Below are 17,160 nucleotides of genomic sequence, written 5' to 3' on the forward strand. Positions count from 1 at the left end.
CCCGGGTGCCGCTCGTTCGCCGCGAAGTGACCGCGCTGTTCGGGCGGGAGCCTTTGTCCGACATCGATCCCGATGAAGTGGTGGCCCTCGGCGCCGCGCTTCAGGCCGAGGCCCTGACCATCGGCTCCGACACGCTGCTGCTCGACGTCGTGCCGCTGTCCCTGGGGCTCGAGACCATGGGCGGCTTGATCGAGAAGGTGATCCCGCGCAACACGCCGATCCCGGTCAGCCGGGCGCAGGATTTCACCACCTATCAGGACGGCCAGACCGCCATGGCGATCCATGTCGTGCAGGGCGAGCGCGAGATGGTCGAGCAGAACCGCTCGCTCGCCCGCTTCGTCCTCGCCGGCATTCCGGCCATGGTCGCGGGTGCCGCGCGCATCCGCGTCACCTTCACCGTCGATGCCGACGGCTTGCTGACCGTCTCCGCCCGCGAGGCCCTGACCGGCGTCGAGGCGCGGGTCGAGGTGAAGCCGACCTATGGCCTGACCGACGACGAGATGACGGGAATGCTCCGCGCCTCGCTCGAAAACGCCCGCTCCGATGTCGTCACCCGCCTGCTGGCCGAGGCGCGGGTGGACGGCCGCCGCCTGATCCTCGCGCTCGACGCGGCGCTGGCCAGCGACGGCGAATTGCTCTCGGCCGAGGAGCGGGCCGGGATCGAGGCGGCGAAAGCGGCGCTCGAAGTCGCGATGACCGGCGACGATCGCGAGGCCGTTGTCGCCGCGACGGAAGCCCTGGAAGCGGCGGGCCGGCCCTTCGCCGAACGGCGCATGGATCGCAACATCAGACGCGCGCTGTCCGGCGTCGACGTCAGCCGGCTTGAATCCCGCCTGCAGGCGGGCTAAGCCTCCCGATCAGATTTCTGGAGAGAGTTTCCATGCCCAAGATGATTTTCGTGAGCCCCGATGGCAAGACCAGGACCGAGGTTGACGCCCCGCTTGGCCTGTCGGTGCTGGAAATCGCCCATCGCAACAAGATCGACCTCGAAGGCGCCTGCGAAGGCTCGCTGGCCTGTTCGACCTGCCATGTCGTGATCGATCCCGAATTCTACGCGACCCTGCCCGAGGCCAGCGAAGAGGAAGAGGACATGCTCGACCTCGCCTTCGGCCTGACCCATACCTCGCGCCTCGGCTGCCAGATCATCATGTCTGAAGAGCTGGACGGCCTGATCGTCAGCCTGCCGGCCGCGACCCGCAACATGATGGTGGACAAGTAAGCACCATGCGCTGGACCGATGTTTACGATATCGCCGCAGGGCTGGAAGAGTTCCACCCGGAGGCCGATGTCGTGAACCTGCGCTTCACCGACCTGCACAAATGGGTGCTGGCGCTGCCCGGTTTCACCGATCATCCCGACCGCTCCAACGAGAAGATCCTCGAAGCCATTCAGGCCGCCTGGATCGAGGAGCGAGCGTGACCCGACTGTTCGACCGCCTGCGCGACGGCGCGGCGGCGGACTGGCAGGCCTATGTCGGCCATGCCTTCGTCGATGGCCTCGCCCGGGGCACCCTGCCCGAGGCGGCCTTTCGCCACTATCTGGTGCAGGACTATCTGTTCCTGATCCATTTTGCGCGGGCCTATGCCCTTGCCGTGGTCAAGGCCGATGACCTCGCCGGGATGCGCTCGGCGGCGGCGACGCTGGATGCCCTGATCAATCACGAGATGGGCCTGCATATCGAATTCTGCAAAGCCTGGGGCATCTCCGCCGAGGAAATGGAACAGGCGCCGGAAGCACCCGAATGCATGGCCTATACCCGCTACGTCCTCGACCGGGGGCTGGCGGGCGACGTGCTCGATCTCAAGGTCGCGCTGAGCCCTTGCGTCGTCGGTTACCGCGACATCGCCGTGGCGATCACCGAGCGACCGGATTTCCGGGGCGAGGACAATCGCTACCTGCCCTGGATCGAGATGTATTCGGGCGCGGCGTACGGCCGCGTCGCCGATGACGCCATCGCCGAACTCGACCGTCTCGCCATTGTCCGGGCGACCGAGGCGCGGATGCCGTCCCTCATTCGCACCTTCGCCGAAAGCTGCCGGCTGGAAGCCGCCTTCTGGCAGATGGGCTGGCAGGCGGGCCAACCGGCCAATGGCGGCTTGTGGTCGCGCCTGTTCGGCCGATGAGCGCCGACGACCGGCTTTATGACGACCCGGCACTGGCCGGTTTCTACGATCTCGAAAATCATTGGGGCGAGGATTTCGACCGCATCCGGGCGATGACCCGGCCCGGCCTTCGCGTGCTCGATCTTGGTTGCGGTACCGGGCAACTGGCGGCGGGTCTTGCCCTCGCCGGCTGTGTCGTCACCGGCATCGATCCGGCGGCGGCGATGCTGGATATCGCCCGGCGGCGGGTGGGGGGTGACCGGGTCTCCTGGCTCGAAGGCGACGCGCGAGATATCCGGCTTGGCCGGACTTTCGATCTGGTGGTGCTGACCGGCCATGCCTTCCAGGTCTTCCTGACCGGGGACGACCGGCGCGCGGTGCTGGAGACCATCGCCGCGCATCTCGCGCCGGAAGGGCGTTTCATTTTCGACAGCCGTAATCCGCTGCGGGAAGAATGGCGGGAATGGACCCCCGAGGCATCCCGGCGGGAGATCATCCATCCCGACTTCGGCCTCGTTCACGCCTGGAATGATGTCGCGCGCGATGATGCTGCCGGGATCGTTACGTATGAGACGGTCTATGAGGTCGTGGCGACGGGCCGGCGCCACGGCGCGCGGTCCCGTCTGTCTTTCCCGGGGCAAGCGGAACTGGACCGTCTGATCGCCGATGCCGGCCTGACTGTCGATCGCTGGCTGGGGGACTGGGCGGGCGCGCTCGGTGGACCGGACGCGCCCGAGATGATTCCTATCGGCCGCCTCAGTCCCAGGCGGGGGCAAGGCCGGGCGGGCTGACAAGACGGCCGTTCGGCTGGGCGAGAGCGCTGATCGCGGCCATGTCGTCCGGCGTGAGGGTAAAGCCGAAGATAGCGAGGTTCTCCGCCGCCCGGGCTTCGTTCACTGTCTTGCTCAGGGCGATGACGCCATCCTGCTGGACCAGCCAGCGCAGCACGACCTGGGCGATGCTCTTGCCGTGGTGCCCGGCGATCTCTCGCAGCACCGGATCGGCGAAGACCTTGCCGTCCGCCATGCCGTAATAGGCGGTAATGGCGAGGCCGGCGGCCCGCGCTGCGGCGATCAGTTTCGATTGCTCCAGATAAGGATGATACTCGACCTGATTGGTCACGAGCGGCGCGGGCGAGAGGCTGGCCGCCTCGGTCATCAGCGCGGAGTTGAAGTTCGAGACGCCGATGTGCCGGGCCTTGCCCGCCGCCTGGACTTCGTTCAGGGCACCGATCTGTTCCGCCAGCGGAACGGAGGGGTTCGGCCAATGCAGAAGCAGCAGGTCGACATGGTCGGTCTTCAGCTTGCGAAGGCTGGTCTCGGCCGAAGCGAGCAGGGCATCCCGGCGATAATTGTCGACCCAGATCTTGGTGGTCAGGAAAATGCGGTCGCGGGCGATGCCGGACTTCGCGATGCCATCGCCGACCTCCGCCTCGTTACCATAGATCTGCGCGGTATTGATGTGGCGATAACCGAGGCTCAAGGCATGGGGCACCATGCGAAGCGTATCCGCGGGCGAGACGCGATAGGTGCCGAAGCCAAGCACCGGAATTTCGGCGCCATGGGCAGTGACATTGTGCATGGGACAGGGTCCTTTCAAATAAGGTTCAGGCTTCGCACAGCACGGCGGTGGTCTTCCGGCCATCGAGCGCGCGGCTCCACAGGGTGAGCAGCAGGGCGCCCGTCACCATCAACCCGCCGACCCAGGGCGTCGCGCCCAGGCCGAGGGGCGAGGCGACGACCAGCCCGCCGATCCAGGCGCCGAGCGCGATGCCGAGGTTGAAGGCGGCGATGTTGAGGGCGGAGGCGGTATCGACCGCCATGGGCCGATGTTCCCGGGCCAGCTGCACGACATAGAGCTGCAACCCCGGCACATTGGCGAAGGACAGGAAGCCGAGGGCGGTCAGGGTCAGCAGGGCAAGGACGGGCAGGGGCGCGGTCAGGGTGAAGAGGCCGAGCACCAGCGCCTGCGCGACGAACAGGCCGATCAGCGCCTTCACCGGATCGTGATTGGCGATACGGCCGCCCGCGATATTGCCGGCGGCGATGGCGGCGCCGTAGAGGATCAGGATGAGGCTGACGCTGGAAGCGGCGAAGCCCGTGATGTCCTGCAGGATGGTCGCGAGATAGGTGAAGGCGACGAAGGTCCCGCCATAGCCAAGCGCGGTCATGCCGAAGACCAGCAACAGCCGGCCGGAGCCGAGCACGCGCAACTGGTCCAGCAGGGAGGCGGGCGGCGCCTTGGCGATGCCGCGCGGCAGCAGGACGGCGATGCCCGTCATCGCGACGAGGCCAAGGCCGGCGACGGCCCAGAAGGTGGCGCGCCAGCCCAGGCTTTGCCCGATGAAGGTGCCGAGCGGCACGCCGGTGACGATGGCGACGGTCAGCCCCATGAACATCAGCGCGATCGCCGAAGCCCGCCGGTTCGCCGGCACCAGATCGGCGGCGATGGTCGCGCCGACGGAAAAGAAGACGCCATGGGCGAAGGCCGAGAGCACGCGGGCGACCAGCAGCATCCCGTAACCCGGACTGAGGGCGGCCAGGACATTGCCGGCGATGAAGAGCGCCATCAGACCCAGCAGCAGGGGTTTCCGCTCGATCCGGCCCGACAGGGCGGTGAGGACGGGGGCGCCGAAGGTCACGCCCAGGGCATAGACGCTGACGATCAACCCCGCCAGCGGCAGGGTGATGCCCAGATCGGCGGCGACGGTCGGCAGTAGGCCGACGATGACGAATTCCGTGGTGCCGATCGCATAGGCGGCGATCGTCAGGGCGTAAAGGGCGATGGGCATGGCGCATCCCTGTCGAGAGGATCATTGACGGGGAAGATGCGGCTTCATCGCTTGAGAATGAATGTCCTGATCGGTAACAGTATCTTTGAAACAAATTCAAAGGCCGATCATGGACAATCGCGCGGGCGAAATGGGCGTCTTCGTCGCCGCGGCGGAGGCCGGGGGATTTTCGGCGGCCGGCCGCAAGCTCGGCCTGTCGCCTTCGGCCGTCAGCAAGCTGGTGACGCGGGTGGAGGACCGGTTGGGCCTGCCGCTTTTCGTCCGCTCGACCCGGATGCTGCAACTGACGGCGGAAGGCGCGCTCTATCTCGAGCGGGCGCGGCGCATCCTCGCCGAGATCGACGAGGCGGAGCGCGTGGTGGCGACCGGCGCCGGGGCGGCGCCGCGCGGCCGCCTGCGGGTTTCAGCCTCGGTCGCCTTCGGCGAGCATTGCCTGCTGCCGCTGGTGCCGGCCTTCCTGGCGCGTCATCCGCAGGTCGAGCTGGACCTGTCATTGACCGACACGGTGATTGATCTCGTCGACGAGCGGACCGATATCGCGATCCGCTCGGGCCCGTTGCGGGACTCGGCGCTGAAGGCGCGGAAACTGCTGGAGAACCGGCGGGTGATCGTGGCCGCACCCGCCTATGAGGCAGCGCAGGGACTGCCGGCGCTGCCCCGGGACCTTGCCCGGCATAATTGCCTGCGCTTCAATTTCCGCCGCAGCCTCGACGAATGGCCGTTTCGCGATCCCGCCAGCGGCGAGGGTTTCACCCTGCCGGTGACCGGCAATGCCTATGGCAACAATGGCGTCATCCTGCGCCAGCTGGCCTTGCAGGGCCTCGGGCTCGCGCGGCTGGGCGCCTTCCATGTCGCGGCCGATATCGCGGCGGGGCGGTTGCTGCCAGTGCTGGAGGATTTCAACGCGGGCGAAAGCGAGACGATCCACGCGGTCTATGTCGGCCATGATCATCTGGCCGCGCGCATTCGCGCCTTCCTCGATTTCCTGGCGGGATCGATCGGCAGGGACGGGGCGTGACCTCGGCCACGCCCCCTTGGCCCCGACTTACTTGCCGGTGAATTGCGCCGGGCGCTTCTGCAGGAAGGCGGCGACGCCTTCCTGGAAATCGGCGGTCTGGCCGGCGGCGCGCTGCAATTGCCGCTCGAGATCGAGCTGCTGGTCGTAGCTGGCCTCGAGGCTGGCCTGCATCATCTTGCGGATGAAGCCGAGGGCGCGGGTGGGGCCCTTGGCGAACTTGCGGGCGATCTCGGTCGCCGTCGCCATCAGTTCGGCATCCTCGACCACGCGGTTGATCAGGCCCCAGTCGAGGGCCTTTTCCGCCGGCAGTTTCTCGGCCATCAGTGCGAGTTCCATCGCCCGCGCCCGGCCGACCAAGCGGGGCAGCAGCCAGGACGAGCCGCCATCGGGGACAAGGCCGATCTTGGCGAAGGCCTGCAGGAAGCTGGCGGATTTTCCGGCCACCACCATGTCGCCCATCAGGGCGAAGCTCATGCCGACGCCCGCCGCGGGGCCGTTCACCGCCGTGACGATGGGCACCCGCAGGTCGCGCAGACGCTTGAACAACGGGTTGTAGAATTCTTCCAGCACCAGGCCGACATCGGGCACGCCGTCGCCGGTCAGTCCGTCCGGGTCCGCCAGATTGGCCCCGGCGCAGAAGCCGCGCCCGGCGCCGGTGATCAAGAGGGCGCGGACGCCGCCGGCCGGATCCTCGGCCAGGGTGACGGCGGCGCATATCTCGCGGATCATCGCCTTGGAGACGGCGTTGAGCGCTTCCGGCTGGTTCAGGGTGAGGGTCATCACGCCGTCGCCATCGACGGCGACGGTAATCTTCGTGTACTCGCTGGCCATCGGCTCAGGCTCCGGTAAAGACGGGTTTGCGCTTCTGCAGGAAGGCGGCGACGCCCTCCGGCGTGTCGTTTGTGTTGAAGGCGATGCGCTGGGATTCGGCTTCCAGCGCCAGCTGCGCCTCGAAACTGTTGTGCTCCGACGCCATGATCGCCTTCTTGATCAGGCCAAAGCCGGTGGTCGGGCCCGCCGCCAGTTTCTCGGCAAGGCCGGTCGCGTTGGTGATCAGGTCCTGATCCTCGACCGCGGCCCAGATCAGGCCCCAGTCGGCGGCCTTTTCCGCCGGCAGCCGCTCGCCGGTGAGGGCAAGGCCGAGCGCCCGGGCGCGGCCAACGAGGCGCGGCACCATCCAGGTGCAGCCGATGTCGGGCACGATGCCGAGATTGGGGCCGAAGACCTGCACGAAATAGGCGGATTTCGCGGCGATGACGATATCGCAGGCCAGGGCGACACCGACCCCGCCGCCGGCGGTCACGCCGTTCACGGCGGCGACGACGGGCTTCGGCAGCGCGGCGATGCGCGCGACCATCGGGTTGATCAGGCGATGCATCGCCTCGGCGACGCCATCGCCGATGGTGCCGCCTTCGGGAATGGCGAATTTGCGGGACAGATCCGCCCCCGAGCAGAAGGCCCGTCCGGCGCCGGTCAGCAGCACGGCCCGCAAAGACGGATCGGCGGCGACGGCATCGAGGGCGTCGGACAATTCCCTGTACATCGGATAGTTGAGGGCGTTCAGCACCTCGGGCCGGTTCAGGGTGATGTGGGCGAGGCCTCCCCGGCGCTCGAACAGGATCGTTTCGTAGGTCATATTGGTCCTCTCTGCGCGGGACCGGGTGATTATGACCGTGCCGAAATCTTTGTGAACCCCATTCAGTTTTGCCGAGGAAGCCGCGACGGCAATCAGGCCTTGCGGCGCCGGGTCCTTGGTCGGGACTCGGCGGTGCCGACCGGCCAGTCGGGATCGGGCAGGGCTTCGAAGGCGGAGAGAATGCCCTTGGACCAGCCCTCGGACAGGGCCGTCATATAGGGATCATTGCGCGGAATGCGGCGGTAGTGGCCGACCTTCAGGCTGTCCCTCTCGTAGACCAGCACGTCGAGCGGCATGGCGACCGAGACGTTGGAGCGCATGGTCGAGTCAAAGGAAATCAGCGTGCATTTGGCGGCGACGGTCAGCGACGTCTCCGGGCGCACGATGCGGTCGATGATCGGCTTGCCGTATTTGGTTTCGCCGATCTGGAAATAGGGTGTGTCCTTGCCCGCCTCGATGAAATTGCCGGCGGCGTAGATCTGGAACAGGCGGGGCTTTTCCTCGCCGATCTGGCCGCCCAGGATGAACATGGCGTTGAAATCGGTGCCATGGGCCTGGAGATACTCGTTGTCGAGGGCATGAACCTCGCGCAGGGCCGCGCCGACGATGCGGGCGGCCTCGAACATGGTGCCGGCTCGGCTGATCGCCCGGTTGGCGCGGGCGCGGGCCGCGCCCGTCTTCGGCAGGGCCTCGTTCCAGGCATGGAGCTGGCTGACCACGGACTGGGTGATGGCGAGATTGCCCGAGCCCATGAGGACGATCACCCGCTCTCCCGGAACCTCGAAGACCGTCATTTTCTTGAAGGTCGAGACATGGTCGACACCGGCATTGGTGCGCGTGTCGGAAGCGAAGACGATTCCGGCGTCGAGAAGCAGGCCGACGGCATAGGTCATTGGGTTTTTATCCGGCAGACAAAGAAAAGGGGCGGCACAAGGCCGCCCCTATAGCATGCTATCGCCGGAAACTTAAGCGACGCGGCGCTTTTCGACTTCAGCCGCGAGGGCGGCGAAGCGGGCGTGCAGCGGCTCGATCGTGGCGCGGAACGCCGAAGCGGTGGTCTCGGCGATCTTCTGGGTATGCGCCAGATAGAGGTCGATGGCGGTGCGGGTGTATTTGTCCTGCAGGTCGACGGCCTCGCCGATGGACTTCACGGCCCACAGCTTCTTGGCGGTGTCGACGTTTTCCTCGGTCGCGATCTTCACGGCCTCGACGACCGCTTCGCCGACCGACTTCAGGCCCTCGGCCGCGGCCTTGCCCGACGCGACGACATCGGTCATCGAAGCCTTGCCGAATTCGGCGGCTTCGGTCGCATTGGTCTTCAGGGTCTGGTAGCGGCTGCGGCTCCAGTCGGTCGCCTTGACGAAGTTGTCCTTCACCTCGGCGACGGCCTTCTTGGTGTTTTCCTCGACCTTGGCGGTGACTTCCGTCACCTGATCGCGGCTCCAGGCAATGGCCTTCTCGAGCTGGCTGCCAGCGTTGTCGATGGCGGTCTCGACGGCTTCGCCGGCCTTCTGGGTGGCTTCTTCGACGGTCTCGACGGATTCCACGACAGTCTCCATGACTTCGCCAGCAACGTCACCGGCGGCAGTCTTCTTCTTGGTGGCCATTTCAACTCTCCTGATCGGATTATTGTGTGAAAGGGGATTTGGCTACGCGGGTACCTGCCGCCGCACGGCTACAAAATGGTGCGACGCAACATGAAGCGTAGATATGCTTTTACGTGCATTGCGTCAACCGCGATTTTTCCGCACTGCACAAAAAAACTGTCATATTGCAGTCAGGGTGAAAATATTGCGCCGTCTCGCGCTTGCGCGCATAGTCTGACAAATTATCGGATCAAATTCGGTTGAAAGAGGCCTTACGGCCCGGGGAGAGGAAACATGAGCACTGTGGAAGCGAGAATCGAGGTTGGTGGTGTCGCCGCGGCCCTGCGGACGACCCTGGACCGCCAGCGCAAGGATTTCCTCAAGATGGGTCCGCCCTCGGTCGCCCTGCGCCGCGATCGCCTGGCGCGGCTGAAGAAAGCCCTGCTCGACAACAAGGACGCCTTCCTCGACGCGGTCTCGGCCGATTTCGGCCATCGCTCGAAGCACGAGACGATGCTGACCGATTTCGTGGTCACCGCCGAAGGCATCAAGCATATGTCGAAGCATCTCGCCAAATGGATGCAGCCCGAGAAGCGGCCGACCTCGATCAATTATTTCCCGGCGTCGAACCGCATCATCTTCCAGCCGCTCGGGGTGATCGGCATCATCTCGCCGTGGAACTATCCGATCCAGCTGGCCTTCGGGCCGATGGCCGCGGCCTTCGCCGCCGGCAACCGGGTCATGCTGAAGCCGTCGGAATTCACCCCGCGCACCTCGGACCTGATGGCCAAGGTGCTGGGCGCCGCCTTCTCGGATCTCGAGGTCTCGGTCGTCACCGGCGGGCCGGACGTGGGCGAAGCCTTCTCCAAGCTGCCCTATGACCATCTGTTCTTCACCGGCGCGACCTCGGTCGGCCGTCATGTCATGCGTGCGGCGGCCGAGAACCTGGTGCCGGTCACGCTGGAACTCGGCGGCAAGTCGCCGACCATCGTCGACCGCGGCGCCCGCATGGAAGCGGCGGTGGGCAGCATCGTGCAGGGCAAGTTCCTGAACGCCGGCCAGACCTGCGTCGCCCCCGATTACGTCTTCGTGCCCGAGGAGAAGCGGGACCAGTTCATCGACTTGGTCTCGAAGCAGGTCGCCAAATCCTATCCGACCCTGAAGGACAATGACGACTACACCTCGGTCGTCAACCAGCGCCACTACGACCGGCTGCGCGGCCTGATCGCCGACGCCAAGGCCAAGGGCGCCAAGGTGGTCGAGGTCAATCCGGGCAACGAGAATTTCGAGCAGCAGCCGACCCACAAGATCCCGCCGACCCTGATCCTCGACGCGACCGAGGATATGAAGGTGATGCAGGACGAAATCTTCGGGCCGCTGATGCCAATCAAGACCTATCGCCAGATCGACGAGGCGATCGATTATGTGAACGACCATGGCCGGCCGCTCGCGCTCTATGTCTTCTCCGACGACAAGGCGGTGCAGAACAAGGTGCTGAGCCGCACGACCTCGGGCGGGGCCTGCATCAACGAGACGGTGATGCATGTCGCCCAGGAAGATCTGCCGTTCGGCGGTGTCGGTCCCTCCGGCATGGGCTCCTACCACGGCCGCGACGGCTTCCTGACCTTCAGCCACAAGAAGTCGGTTATGCATCAGTCGAAGTTCAACCTGCTCTCGATGATGCGGCCGCCCTTCGGTCCGCGGATCGAGAAGCTGATGGCCTTCATGCTGAAGTGACCATAACGCCACGGGTGAAATGACGACGCCCCGGCCGAAAGGCCGGGGCGTTTTCTTGTCGCCGTCACATGCCCATCAGGCGCGGCAGGAAGAGCACGATGCTCGGCAGATAGGTGATGAGGCCAAGGAAGACCAGGACGGTCAGCAGCCAGGGCCAGGTCGCCTTGGTCACCTCGGTCAGGCCAAGTCGGGAGATGGACGAGGCGACATAGAGATTGAGCCCGACGGGCGGCGTGATCAGGCCGATCTCCATGTTGACCACCATCATGATGCCGAAATGCACCGGATCGACCCCCAGCTTCACCGCGACCGGATAGAGGATCGGCGCCATGATCAGGACGATGGCCGACGGCTCCATCACCATGCCGATGACGAGAAGGATCAGGTTGACCGCCAACAGGAAGCCGAACTGATCCAGGCCAAGGCCGACCAGCCATTCCGACAGGGCCTGCGGGATCTGCTCCGAGGTCAGGATGAAGGCGAACATCACGGCGTTGGTGATGATGTAGAGCAGCATCGCCGACATCGCCGCCGACGACAGCAGCACCTTCGGCACGTCGCGCAGCTTGATGTCCTTGTAGACCCAGATGGCGATGACGAAGGCATAGACCGCGGAAACCGCCGCCGCCTCGGTCGGGGTGAAGATGCCGCCATAAATGCCGCCCATGATGATGACGATCAGCATCAGGCCCCAGACGCTTTCGCGGAAGGCCTTGATCCGTTCGCGCCAGCTGGCCCGCGCCATGCGCGGATAGCCGTTCTTCCAGGCGCGGTACATGGTGGTGCCGCCCAGCATCATGGCCAGCATCAAGCCCGGCACGACACCGGCGATGAACAGCGAGCCGATCGAGGCGGAGAGAACCTGGCCGCCGTCCGGCCCGGTCACCACCATGCCCGAGGTCGCGACCGAATACATGACCATGACGATCGAGGGCGGGATGAGGATGCCGAGACCGCCCGCGGTCGCGACGGTGCCGACGCCGAATTGTGGCGGATAGCCCTGCTTGACCATGGCCGGGATCAGGATCGAGCCGACCGCCATCACCGTCGCCGGGGACGAGCCGGAGATCGCGGCGAACAGCGCGCAGGCGAAGACCGCCGCCAGCCCCATGCCGCCGTACCAATGGCCGACCATCGAGGTGGCGAAGCGGATCATCCGCCGCGCGACACCGCCATGGGTCAGGAAATTGCCGGCGAGGATGAAGAAGGGGATCGCCATGATCTCGAACTTCTCGATGCCCGTGAACAGTTTCAGGGCGATCGAATCCATCGGGATATTGGTGAAGGCGATGAGGAAGGTGAAAACCGTGAGCCCGAGGGCGATGGACACGGGCATCCCCGTGACCAGCAGCAGGGCGAGGATCAGGAAGACGATGATCGCGGTCATGCGCGGCCCCCGTTCGGCTGCGCCGCCGGCTCGTCGTCGAGACCGTCGACCGCGCTGTGGTCGTGATGCGCGATGTAACCGGTGGTGATGTAGAGCCTCAGCGCCTGAAGGAAGCGGAAGCACATCAGCGCCGAGCCGAGCGGCACGGCGAGGTAGACCACCCACATGGGCATTTCGAGATCGGGCGAGGTCTGGCCGCCGGCCGCGACATGCCAGACGAAATCGGCGCCGATCCAGGCGACGAGCGCGGTGAAGATCACACCGCCCGACATGGCGACGATGGTCACCGGCCGGCGCCTTTCGGGCGACAGGCGCTCGACGAGGATGTCGACACCGACATGGATGCCGACCCGGACGCCATAGGCGGCGCCGAACTTGGCCATCCAGACGAAGAGATAGATGCAGGCTTCCTGCGCCCAGGTCAGCTTGAGGGCATTGATGGTCTTGAAAACGGAGCGGGCGGCGTCCGCCAGATCCGGCATGTCGTTCTTGCGGGCGAAGGAAACGATATCGGCGGCGAAGCCGAGGGAGAAGCGATGGACGACCGCGACGAAGATCAGCGCGACGGCCACCGCCATCAGCACCGAGATGATCACCTCTTCGAAACGGTCGAGGAAGCGCAGGATCATGGCGAACCTCGAAGGAAGTGGGGGCGCGCGGCGCGCCCCCGGGGTTTCAGCCAGGGTTTCAGCGGCCCAGCGCGGCGTAGGCCTGCTTGATCAGATCCGCGCCGATACGGCCGGACATCTTCTCGTGCACGGGGGTGAGGACGGCGACCCAGGCCGCCTTTTCGTCGGCCGTCAGCTCGTGGAATTCGGTCTTTCCCGCCGCCTTCATCGCCGCCAGCGACTTCTCGTTTTCTTCCTTGGCGATCGAGTTGGCGTATTCGGTCGATTCCGTCATCGCCTTGTCCAGCTGGCTGCGGATCGCCGGGTCCAGTCCTTCCCAGAAGGCCTTGTTGACGATCACGGCATAGCCGAGATAGCCGTGGTTCGAGAGCGAGGCGTGCTTCTGCACCTCGTGCATCTTCTGGGTATACATGTTGGAGGGCGGGTTCTCGGTGCCGTCGACGACGCCGGTCTGCAGCGCCTGATAGACTTCCGAGAAAGCCATGACCTGCGGCACGGCGCCCAGCGCCTGCATCTGGGCCTCGAGGATCTTCGAGGACTGGATACGCATCTTCAGGCCGAGGAAGTCGTCCGGCGTGTGCAGCGGCGAATTGGCCGACATGACCTTGAAGCCATTGTCCCAATAGGCGAGGCCCTTGATGCCCTTGGCTTCCAGCTTGCCCAGCAGCATCTTGCCGACCTCGCCATCGGTGATCTTGCGCAGGGCGTCATAGCCATCCATCAGATAGGGCAGGTCGAACAGCTCGAATTCCTGAACGCCGAGGGGGCCGAATTTGGCCAGCGACGGCGCCAGCATGTGGACCGCGCCGAGTTGCAGCGCCTCCAGCTCTTCCTTGTCCTTGTAGAGCTGGCTGTTCGGATAGACTTCGACGATCACGGCGCCGTTCGTGTATTTCTCCGCCAGTTCCTTGAACTTCTGGGCGCCCTTGCCCTTGGGCGTATCCGGGGCGACGACATGGCTGAATTTGATGATGGTCGGGGCGGCGAAGGCCGGGACCGGCGCGGCCAGGGCCAGGGCGGCCGTGCCGGCCAGCCGGGTGAATTGGCGACGATTCAACATCTTGTTTCCTCCAGGCATTCCGCGCTTGTCGGCGGTCAGGCTGACTGCTTGCCACGTCCCGGACGGCGCCGCTATTGTGGGTTACCGCAATGGACCGGGGGCAACCCGGCATCGAGATTGAGGCACCGGCATCGCCGGGGAGGACCAGGTGCTGCGGGAAGGCAAGGAAAAGGCCGCGGGGGAAAGCCCATGGGTGATCCAGGACGGATGGACGACCAGCCGGGTCGATCTCCTGTCGCTGGTGCCGCTGGCCGCCATTCTCGCGCTTGTCTGCCTTGTCGCCGCTTTCGTCTGGGTGGTCGATCGCGGCGAGACCGAACAGCATCGGACCAAGCTCGCCACCGATGCCCTGTGGGTCGAACAGACCCTGCGCTTTCAGCTCTCCATCGACGAAGACATGCTGGCCCGCCTCGCGCTCGATGCGGCGGGCGGCGCCTCGGTCCAGGTCCTCGAGGCGCGCGAGCGACTGCATATCGCCTCCAACCCGGAAGTCCTGTCGATCGCCTGGCATGATGCGGCGGGGCGCCTGATCCGGGCCGTGCCGGGGTTGTCGGGGGATGAGGATGGCCGCTTGCCGGGGCTCATCCTGCGAACGGGGCTTGTCCTGTCCCGGCCGGTCTACGGCGATATCGCGGACGATACGGTCAGCTTCGGCCTCGCGGTTGGCGGCGGCGGCGTGGTAACGGCGACGGTCTCGCTGCCGCTGCTGCTCGACCGGCATATTCCCTGGTGGATCGCGGAACAATATGGCGTCCGCCTGGCCGATACCGGCGGCACCACGCTGGCGGCGCGGGCGCGCCGCGCGCTCGATGCCGAGGCCCTCAGCCATTCCATCAGTTTCGATCCGCCCTTGCGCGGCACCGTCCTGACCATCACGCCCTACAAGCGCCCGGCGGGCTTCCTCGATACGTTGCTGGTCGCGGTCATCGCCAGTCTGGCCCTGTTCGCCATCATGGCCCTGCTGACGCTCCAGCGCAGCGCGCGGCGGCGGCGGCGGGCCGAGAAGCTGCTGCAGGGCGAGATCGCCTTTCGCCATTCGATGGAGGAAAGCCTGACCGTCGGCCTGCGCGCCAAGGATCACGAGGGCCGCATCCTCTATGTCAATTCGGCCTTCTGCAAGCTGGTGGACTGGCCGGCCGAGGATCTGGTCGGCCGCCTGCCGCCCATGCCCTATTGGTCGCCGGACCGGATGCAGGAAACCCTCGGCCGCCAGGCCGCCCTCGCGGCCGGGCAGGCCCGTCCGCAGGCCTTCGAGACTGGCTTTCGCCGCCGCGATGGCACCATGATCGATGTCCAGGTCTTCGAGGCGCCGCTGATCGATGCCGCTGGCGTGCACCGGGGCTGGATGGGCTCGGTGATCGACATCACCGAGGCGAAGCGCGCGGCGCGGGCTGCCCGGCTCCAGGACGAGGCCATGGCCCGCACCGGCCGGCTCGTCACCCTGGGCGAGATGGCCTCCACCCTGGCCCACGAACTGAACCAGCCCTTGTCGGCCATCGCGGGCTATGCCACCGGCGCCCTGAACCTCCTCGATCAGCGGCAGGCCGATGGCGCCATGATGCGCCTCGCGGTCGAGAAGGTGGCGACGCAGGCGGGCCGGGCGGGGCAGATCATCCGGCGCATCCAGGACCTCGTGAAGAAGCGCGAACCCCGGCTCGACCCGCTGTCGCTGCCGGATGTGATCGGGGAGACCGTGGGTTTCCTCGGCGCCGAGGCGCGGGAGCAGCGGGTCGTGATCGAGACCCTGCTTCATCCCGCGCCCGAGGTTCGCGCCGACCGCATCCTGATCCAGCAGGTCCTGATCAACCTGATCCGCAACGGCATGGAAGCCATGGCCGAGGGCCGACGCCAGGGCGATACGTTAAGCGTCACGCTGGATACGACGGCGGAGGGCGACGTCCGGATCGAGGTCGCGGATCTGGGCCATGGCATCGAGCCCGCGCTGGCGGAGCATGTTTTCGATGCCTTCACTTCGACCAAGCCGCATGGCATGGGCATGGGGCTGAACATCTGCCGGACCCTGGTGGAACTGCATCGCGGGCAGCTGACCTTCCGGCGCGGCGCGGTGGCGGGGACGGTCTTCACCGTCATCCTGCCGGCGCAGGCCAAGGCAGCGGAACTTGCGGCCGAATGACCGGAACCATCCATATCGTCGACGACGAGGAGACGATCCGCGACGCCCTCGCGTTTCTCTTCGCCTCCCGTGGCCTTGCCGCCACCGGCTGGGGCTCGGGCGAAGCCTTTCTGGAGGCGCAGCCCCTGGATGATTGCGCCTGCATCATCCTCGACGTGCGAATGCATGGGCTCTCCGGCCCCGAAGTGTTCGAGCGGCTGCGGGCCATGGGCAGCGAGGCGCCGGTGATCTTTCTCACCGGCCATGCCGACGTGCCCGTCGCGGTCAGCACGCTGAAGGCCGGGGCCTTCGATTTCGTGGAAAAGCCCTTCAACGACAATCAGATCGTCGATCTCGCCAAGGCGGCCATCGCCCGGTTCGTCAGGCGTCAGGTCGAGACCCGGACGGTGGACACGATCGCCCGCAAGATCCGCAGCCTGTCGGCCCGCGAAGCCGAGGTGATGGAGCGCATGATCGACGGCAAGCTGAACAAGCAGATCGCCGGGGAGTTGGGCATCGCGATCCGCACGGTCGAGGTGCATCGGGGCCGGGTGCTGGCCAAGATCGGCGCCGGCAATGCCGCCGAACTGGCCCGCCTGGTCTCCCCCGTCCTGCCGATGCTCGGGGCGAGCCGACAGGACGGGGGCGGCGCCTAGACGAAGACGAAATCGCTGGCGTGGACCGAGGCGCCATTGGCGAAGGTGATGATGTCCTGCGTGCCATCCTCGAAAGTGCCGCGGCCCTCCGCCGAGGGGGTGACATGAAAAACCCCCGGGCGATGGTCTCGCCCGGGGGTTTCATATCGGTCGGAAGCCTGTGGTTCAGGCCTCGTTGGCGCGGCCCGTGTCCTTGACCGGATAGACCGGGCGCAGGATGAAGGCCGGGACATGGTCGCCAAAGCCGATCACGCTGGGGCCGAGGTCGTCGTCGCGGCGGCGCGGCGGACGGCGTTCATTGTAATCGCGGCGATCAGGCGCATCGCGGAAATCGCGGGTGCGCTCGGATTTCTCTTCACGCGGCCGTTCGGATTTCTCCTCGCGCGGGCGCTCGGCCATTTTCTCCTCGCGCGGGGCCGCGACGGCTTCCGGCTCGGGCCGGCGC

The 17,160-nt window shown here is 66.1% G+C and carries 18 protein-coding genes and 1 pseudogene; 9 read left to right on the forward strand and 10 right to left on the reverse strand.

What is annotated here, in order from left to right; translation table 11 throughout:
- From WAZ62_RS05565 to WAZ62_RS05585, 5 genes are all read left to right on the forward strand, one after another.
- On the forward strand, positions 1-848 hold an 848-nt coding region (locus WAZ62_RS05565), incomplete at its 5' end, for an Hsp70 family protein (RefSeq protein WP_422642523.1).
- A gap of 32 nt (positions 849-880) precedes the next feature.
- Positions 881-1,219: a ferredoxin family 2Fe-2S iron-sulfur cluster binding protein gene (locus tag WAZ62_RS05570; RefSeq protein WP_422642524.1), complete on the forward strand. Its 339-nt coding sequence runs from the start codon at positions 881-883 to the stop codon at positions 1,217-1,219.
- Positions 1,220-1,224: 5 nt separating this feature from the next.
- A complete protein-coding gene (gene iscX, locus WAZ62_RS05575; RefSeq protein WP_422642525.1) occupies positions 1,225-1,419 on the forward strand; it encodes a Fe-S cluster assembly protein IscX in 195 nt (64 codons plus the stop codon).
- Positions 1,416-2,123 carry a thiaminase II gene (gene tenA / locus WAZ62_RS05580; protein ID WP_422642526.1) on the forward strand — a complete coding sequence of 236 codons (708 nt, stop codon included), beginning with the start codon at positions 1,416-1,418 and terminating at the stop codon, positions 2,121-2,123. The genes iscX and tenA overlap by 4 nt, the downstream gene beginning before the upstream one ends.
- Positions 2,120-2,893, forward strand: coding sequence for a class I SAM-dependent methyltransferase (locus WAZ62_RS05585; protein ID WP_422642527.1), 774 nt, complete (start codon positions 2,120-2,122; stop codon positions 2,891-2,893). The genes tenA and WAZ62_RS05585 overlap by 4 nt, the downstream gene beginning before the upstream one ends.
- Here WAZ62_RS05585 and WAZ62_RS05590 read toward each other — a convergent pair.
- Together WAZ62_RS05590 and WAZ62_RS05595 are read right to left on the reverse strand one after the other, a co-directional pair.
- A complete protein-coding gene (locus tag WAZ62_RS05590) occupies positions 2,859-3,683 on the reverse strand; it encodes an aldo/keto reductase (protein ID WP_422642528.1) in 825 nt (274 codons plus the stop codon). The genes WAZ62_RS05585 and WAZ62_RS05590 overlap by 35 nt on opposite strands.
- A gap of 25 nt (positions 3,684-3,708) precedes the next feature.
- Complete coding sequence (locus WAZ62_RS05595) at positions 3,709-4,893, reverse strand: MFS transporter (protein ID WP_422642529.1); 1,185 nt, start codon at positions 4,891-4,893, stop codon at positions 3,709-3,711.
- Positions 4,894-5,002: 109 nt separating this feature from the next.
- On the opposite strand from WAZ62_RS05595, the gene WAZ62_RS05600 reads away from it, so the two are divergent.
- A complete protein-coding gene (locus WAZ62_RS05600; protein ID WP_422642530.1) occupies positions 5,003-5,911 on the forward strand; it encodes a LysR family transcriptional regulator in 909 nt (302 codons plus the stop codon).
- 27 nt (positions 5,912-5,938) lie between these two features.
- Here WAZ62_RS05600 and WAZ62_RS05605 read toward each other — a convergent pair whose 3' ends face one another.
- From WAZ62_RS05605 to WAZ62_RS05620, 4 genes are all read right to left on the reverse strand, one after another.
- Entirely contained in the window at positions 5,939-6,742 is an 804-nt protein-coding gene (locus WAZ62_RS05605) for an enoyl-CoA hydratase/isomerase (RefSeq protein WP_422642531.1), read from the reverse strand.
- A gap of 4 nt (positions 6,743-6,746) precedes the next feature.
- Positions 6,747-7,547: an enoyl-CoA hydratase-related protein gene (locus WAZ62_RS05610; protein WP_422642532.1), complete on the reverse strand. Its 801-nt coding sequence runs from the start codon at positions 7,545-7,547 to the stop codon at positions 6,747-6,749.
- A 92-nt stretch (positions 7,548-7,639) separates the two neighbouring features.
- The gene (locus tag WAZ62_RS05615) at positions 7,640-8,440 is read right to left on the reverse strand and encodes a peptidase (RefSeq protein WP_422642533.1); all 801 of its coding nucleotides are present in this window, start codon (positions 8,438-8,440) and stop codon (positions 7,640-7,642) included.
- A gap of 72 nt (positions 8,441-8,512) precedes the next feature.
- Positions 8,513-9,154 (reverse strand): phasin family protein, encoded by a 642-nt coding sequence (locus tag WAZ62_RS05620; protein WP_422642534.1) that lies wholly within the window; start codon positions 9,152-9,154, stop codon positions 8,513-8,515.
- A gap of 273 nt (positions 9,155-9,427) precedes the next feature.
- On the opposite strand from WAZ62_RS05620, the gene WAZ62_RS05625 reads away from it, so the two are divergent.
- On the forward strand, positions 9,428-10,870 hold the full coding sequence (locus tag WAZ62_RS05625; RefSeq protein WP_422642535.1) for a coniferyl aldehyde dehydrogenase: 1,443 nt from the start codon (positions 9,428-9,430) through the stop codon (positions 10,868-10,870).
- A 64-nt stretch (positions 10,871-10,934) separates the two neighbouring features.
- Here WAZ62_RS05625 and WAZ62_RS05630 read toward each other — a convergent pair whose 3' ends face one another.
- Genes WAZ62_RS05630 through WAZ62_RS05640 form a run of 3 tightly spaced genes read right to left on the reverse strand, consistent with a single transcriptional unit; the run spans position 10,935 to position 13,946 of the window.
- On the reverse strand, positions 10,935-12,257 hold the full coding sequence (locus WAZ62_RS05630; RefSeq protein WP_422642536.1) for a TRAP transporter large permease: 1,323 nt from the start codon (positions 12,255-12,257) through the stop codon (positions 10,935-10,937).
- Positions 12,254-12,886: a TRAP transporter small permease gene (locus WAZ62_RS05635; RefSeq protein WP_422642537.1), complete on the reverse strand. Its 633-nt coding sequence runs from the start codon at positions 12,884-12,886 to the stop codon at positions 12,254-12,256. The genes WAZ62_RS05630 and WAZ62_RS05635 overlap by 4 nt, the downstream gene beginning before the upstream one ends.
- Positions 12,887-12,944: 58 nt before the next feature.
- Complete coding sequence (locus tag WAZ62_RS05640; RefSeq protein ID WP_422642538.1) at positions 12,945-13,946, reverse strand: TRAP transporter substrate-binding protein; 1,002 nt, start codon at positions 13,944-13,946, stop codon at positions 12,945-12,947.
- 148 nt (positions 13,947-14,094) lie between these two features.
- Between WAZ62_RS05640 and WAZ62_RS05645 the strand changes: the two genes are divergently transcribed.
- Positions 14,095-16,080, forward strand: coding sequence for a sensor histidine kinase (locus WAZ62_RS05645; RefSeq protein WP_422642539.1), 1,986 nt, complete (start codon positions 14,095-14,097; stop codon positions 16,078-16,080).
- Positions 16,077-16,715: a response regulator transcription factor gene (locus tag WAZ62_RS05650; RefSeq protein WP_422642540.1), complete on the forward strand. Its 639-nt coding sequence runs from the start codon at positions 16,077-16,079 to the stop codon at positions 16,713-16,715. Before WAZ62_RS05645 ends, WAZ62_RS05650 begins: the two co-directional genes overlap by 4 nt.
- A gap of 165 nt (positions 16,716-16,880) precedes the next feature.
- On the opposite strand, the pseudogene WAZ62_RS05655 reads toward WAZ62_RS05650, so the two are convergent.
- Positions 16,881-17,160, reverse strand: a pseudogene (locus tag WAZ62_RS05655) (hypothetical protein); the annotation flags it as partial.

The organism is Zavarzinia sp. (genome assembly GCF_049306435.1).
Classification (GTDB): domain Bacteria; phylum Pseudomonadota; class Alphaproteobacteria; order Zavarziniales; family Zavarziniaceae; genus Zavarzinia.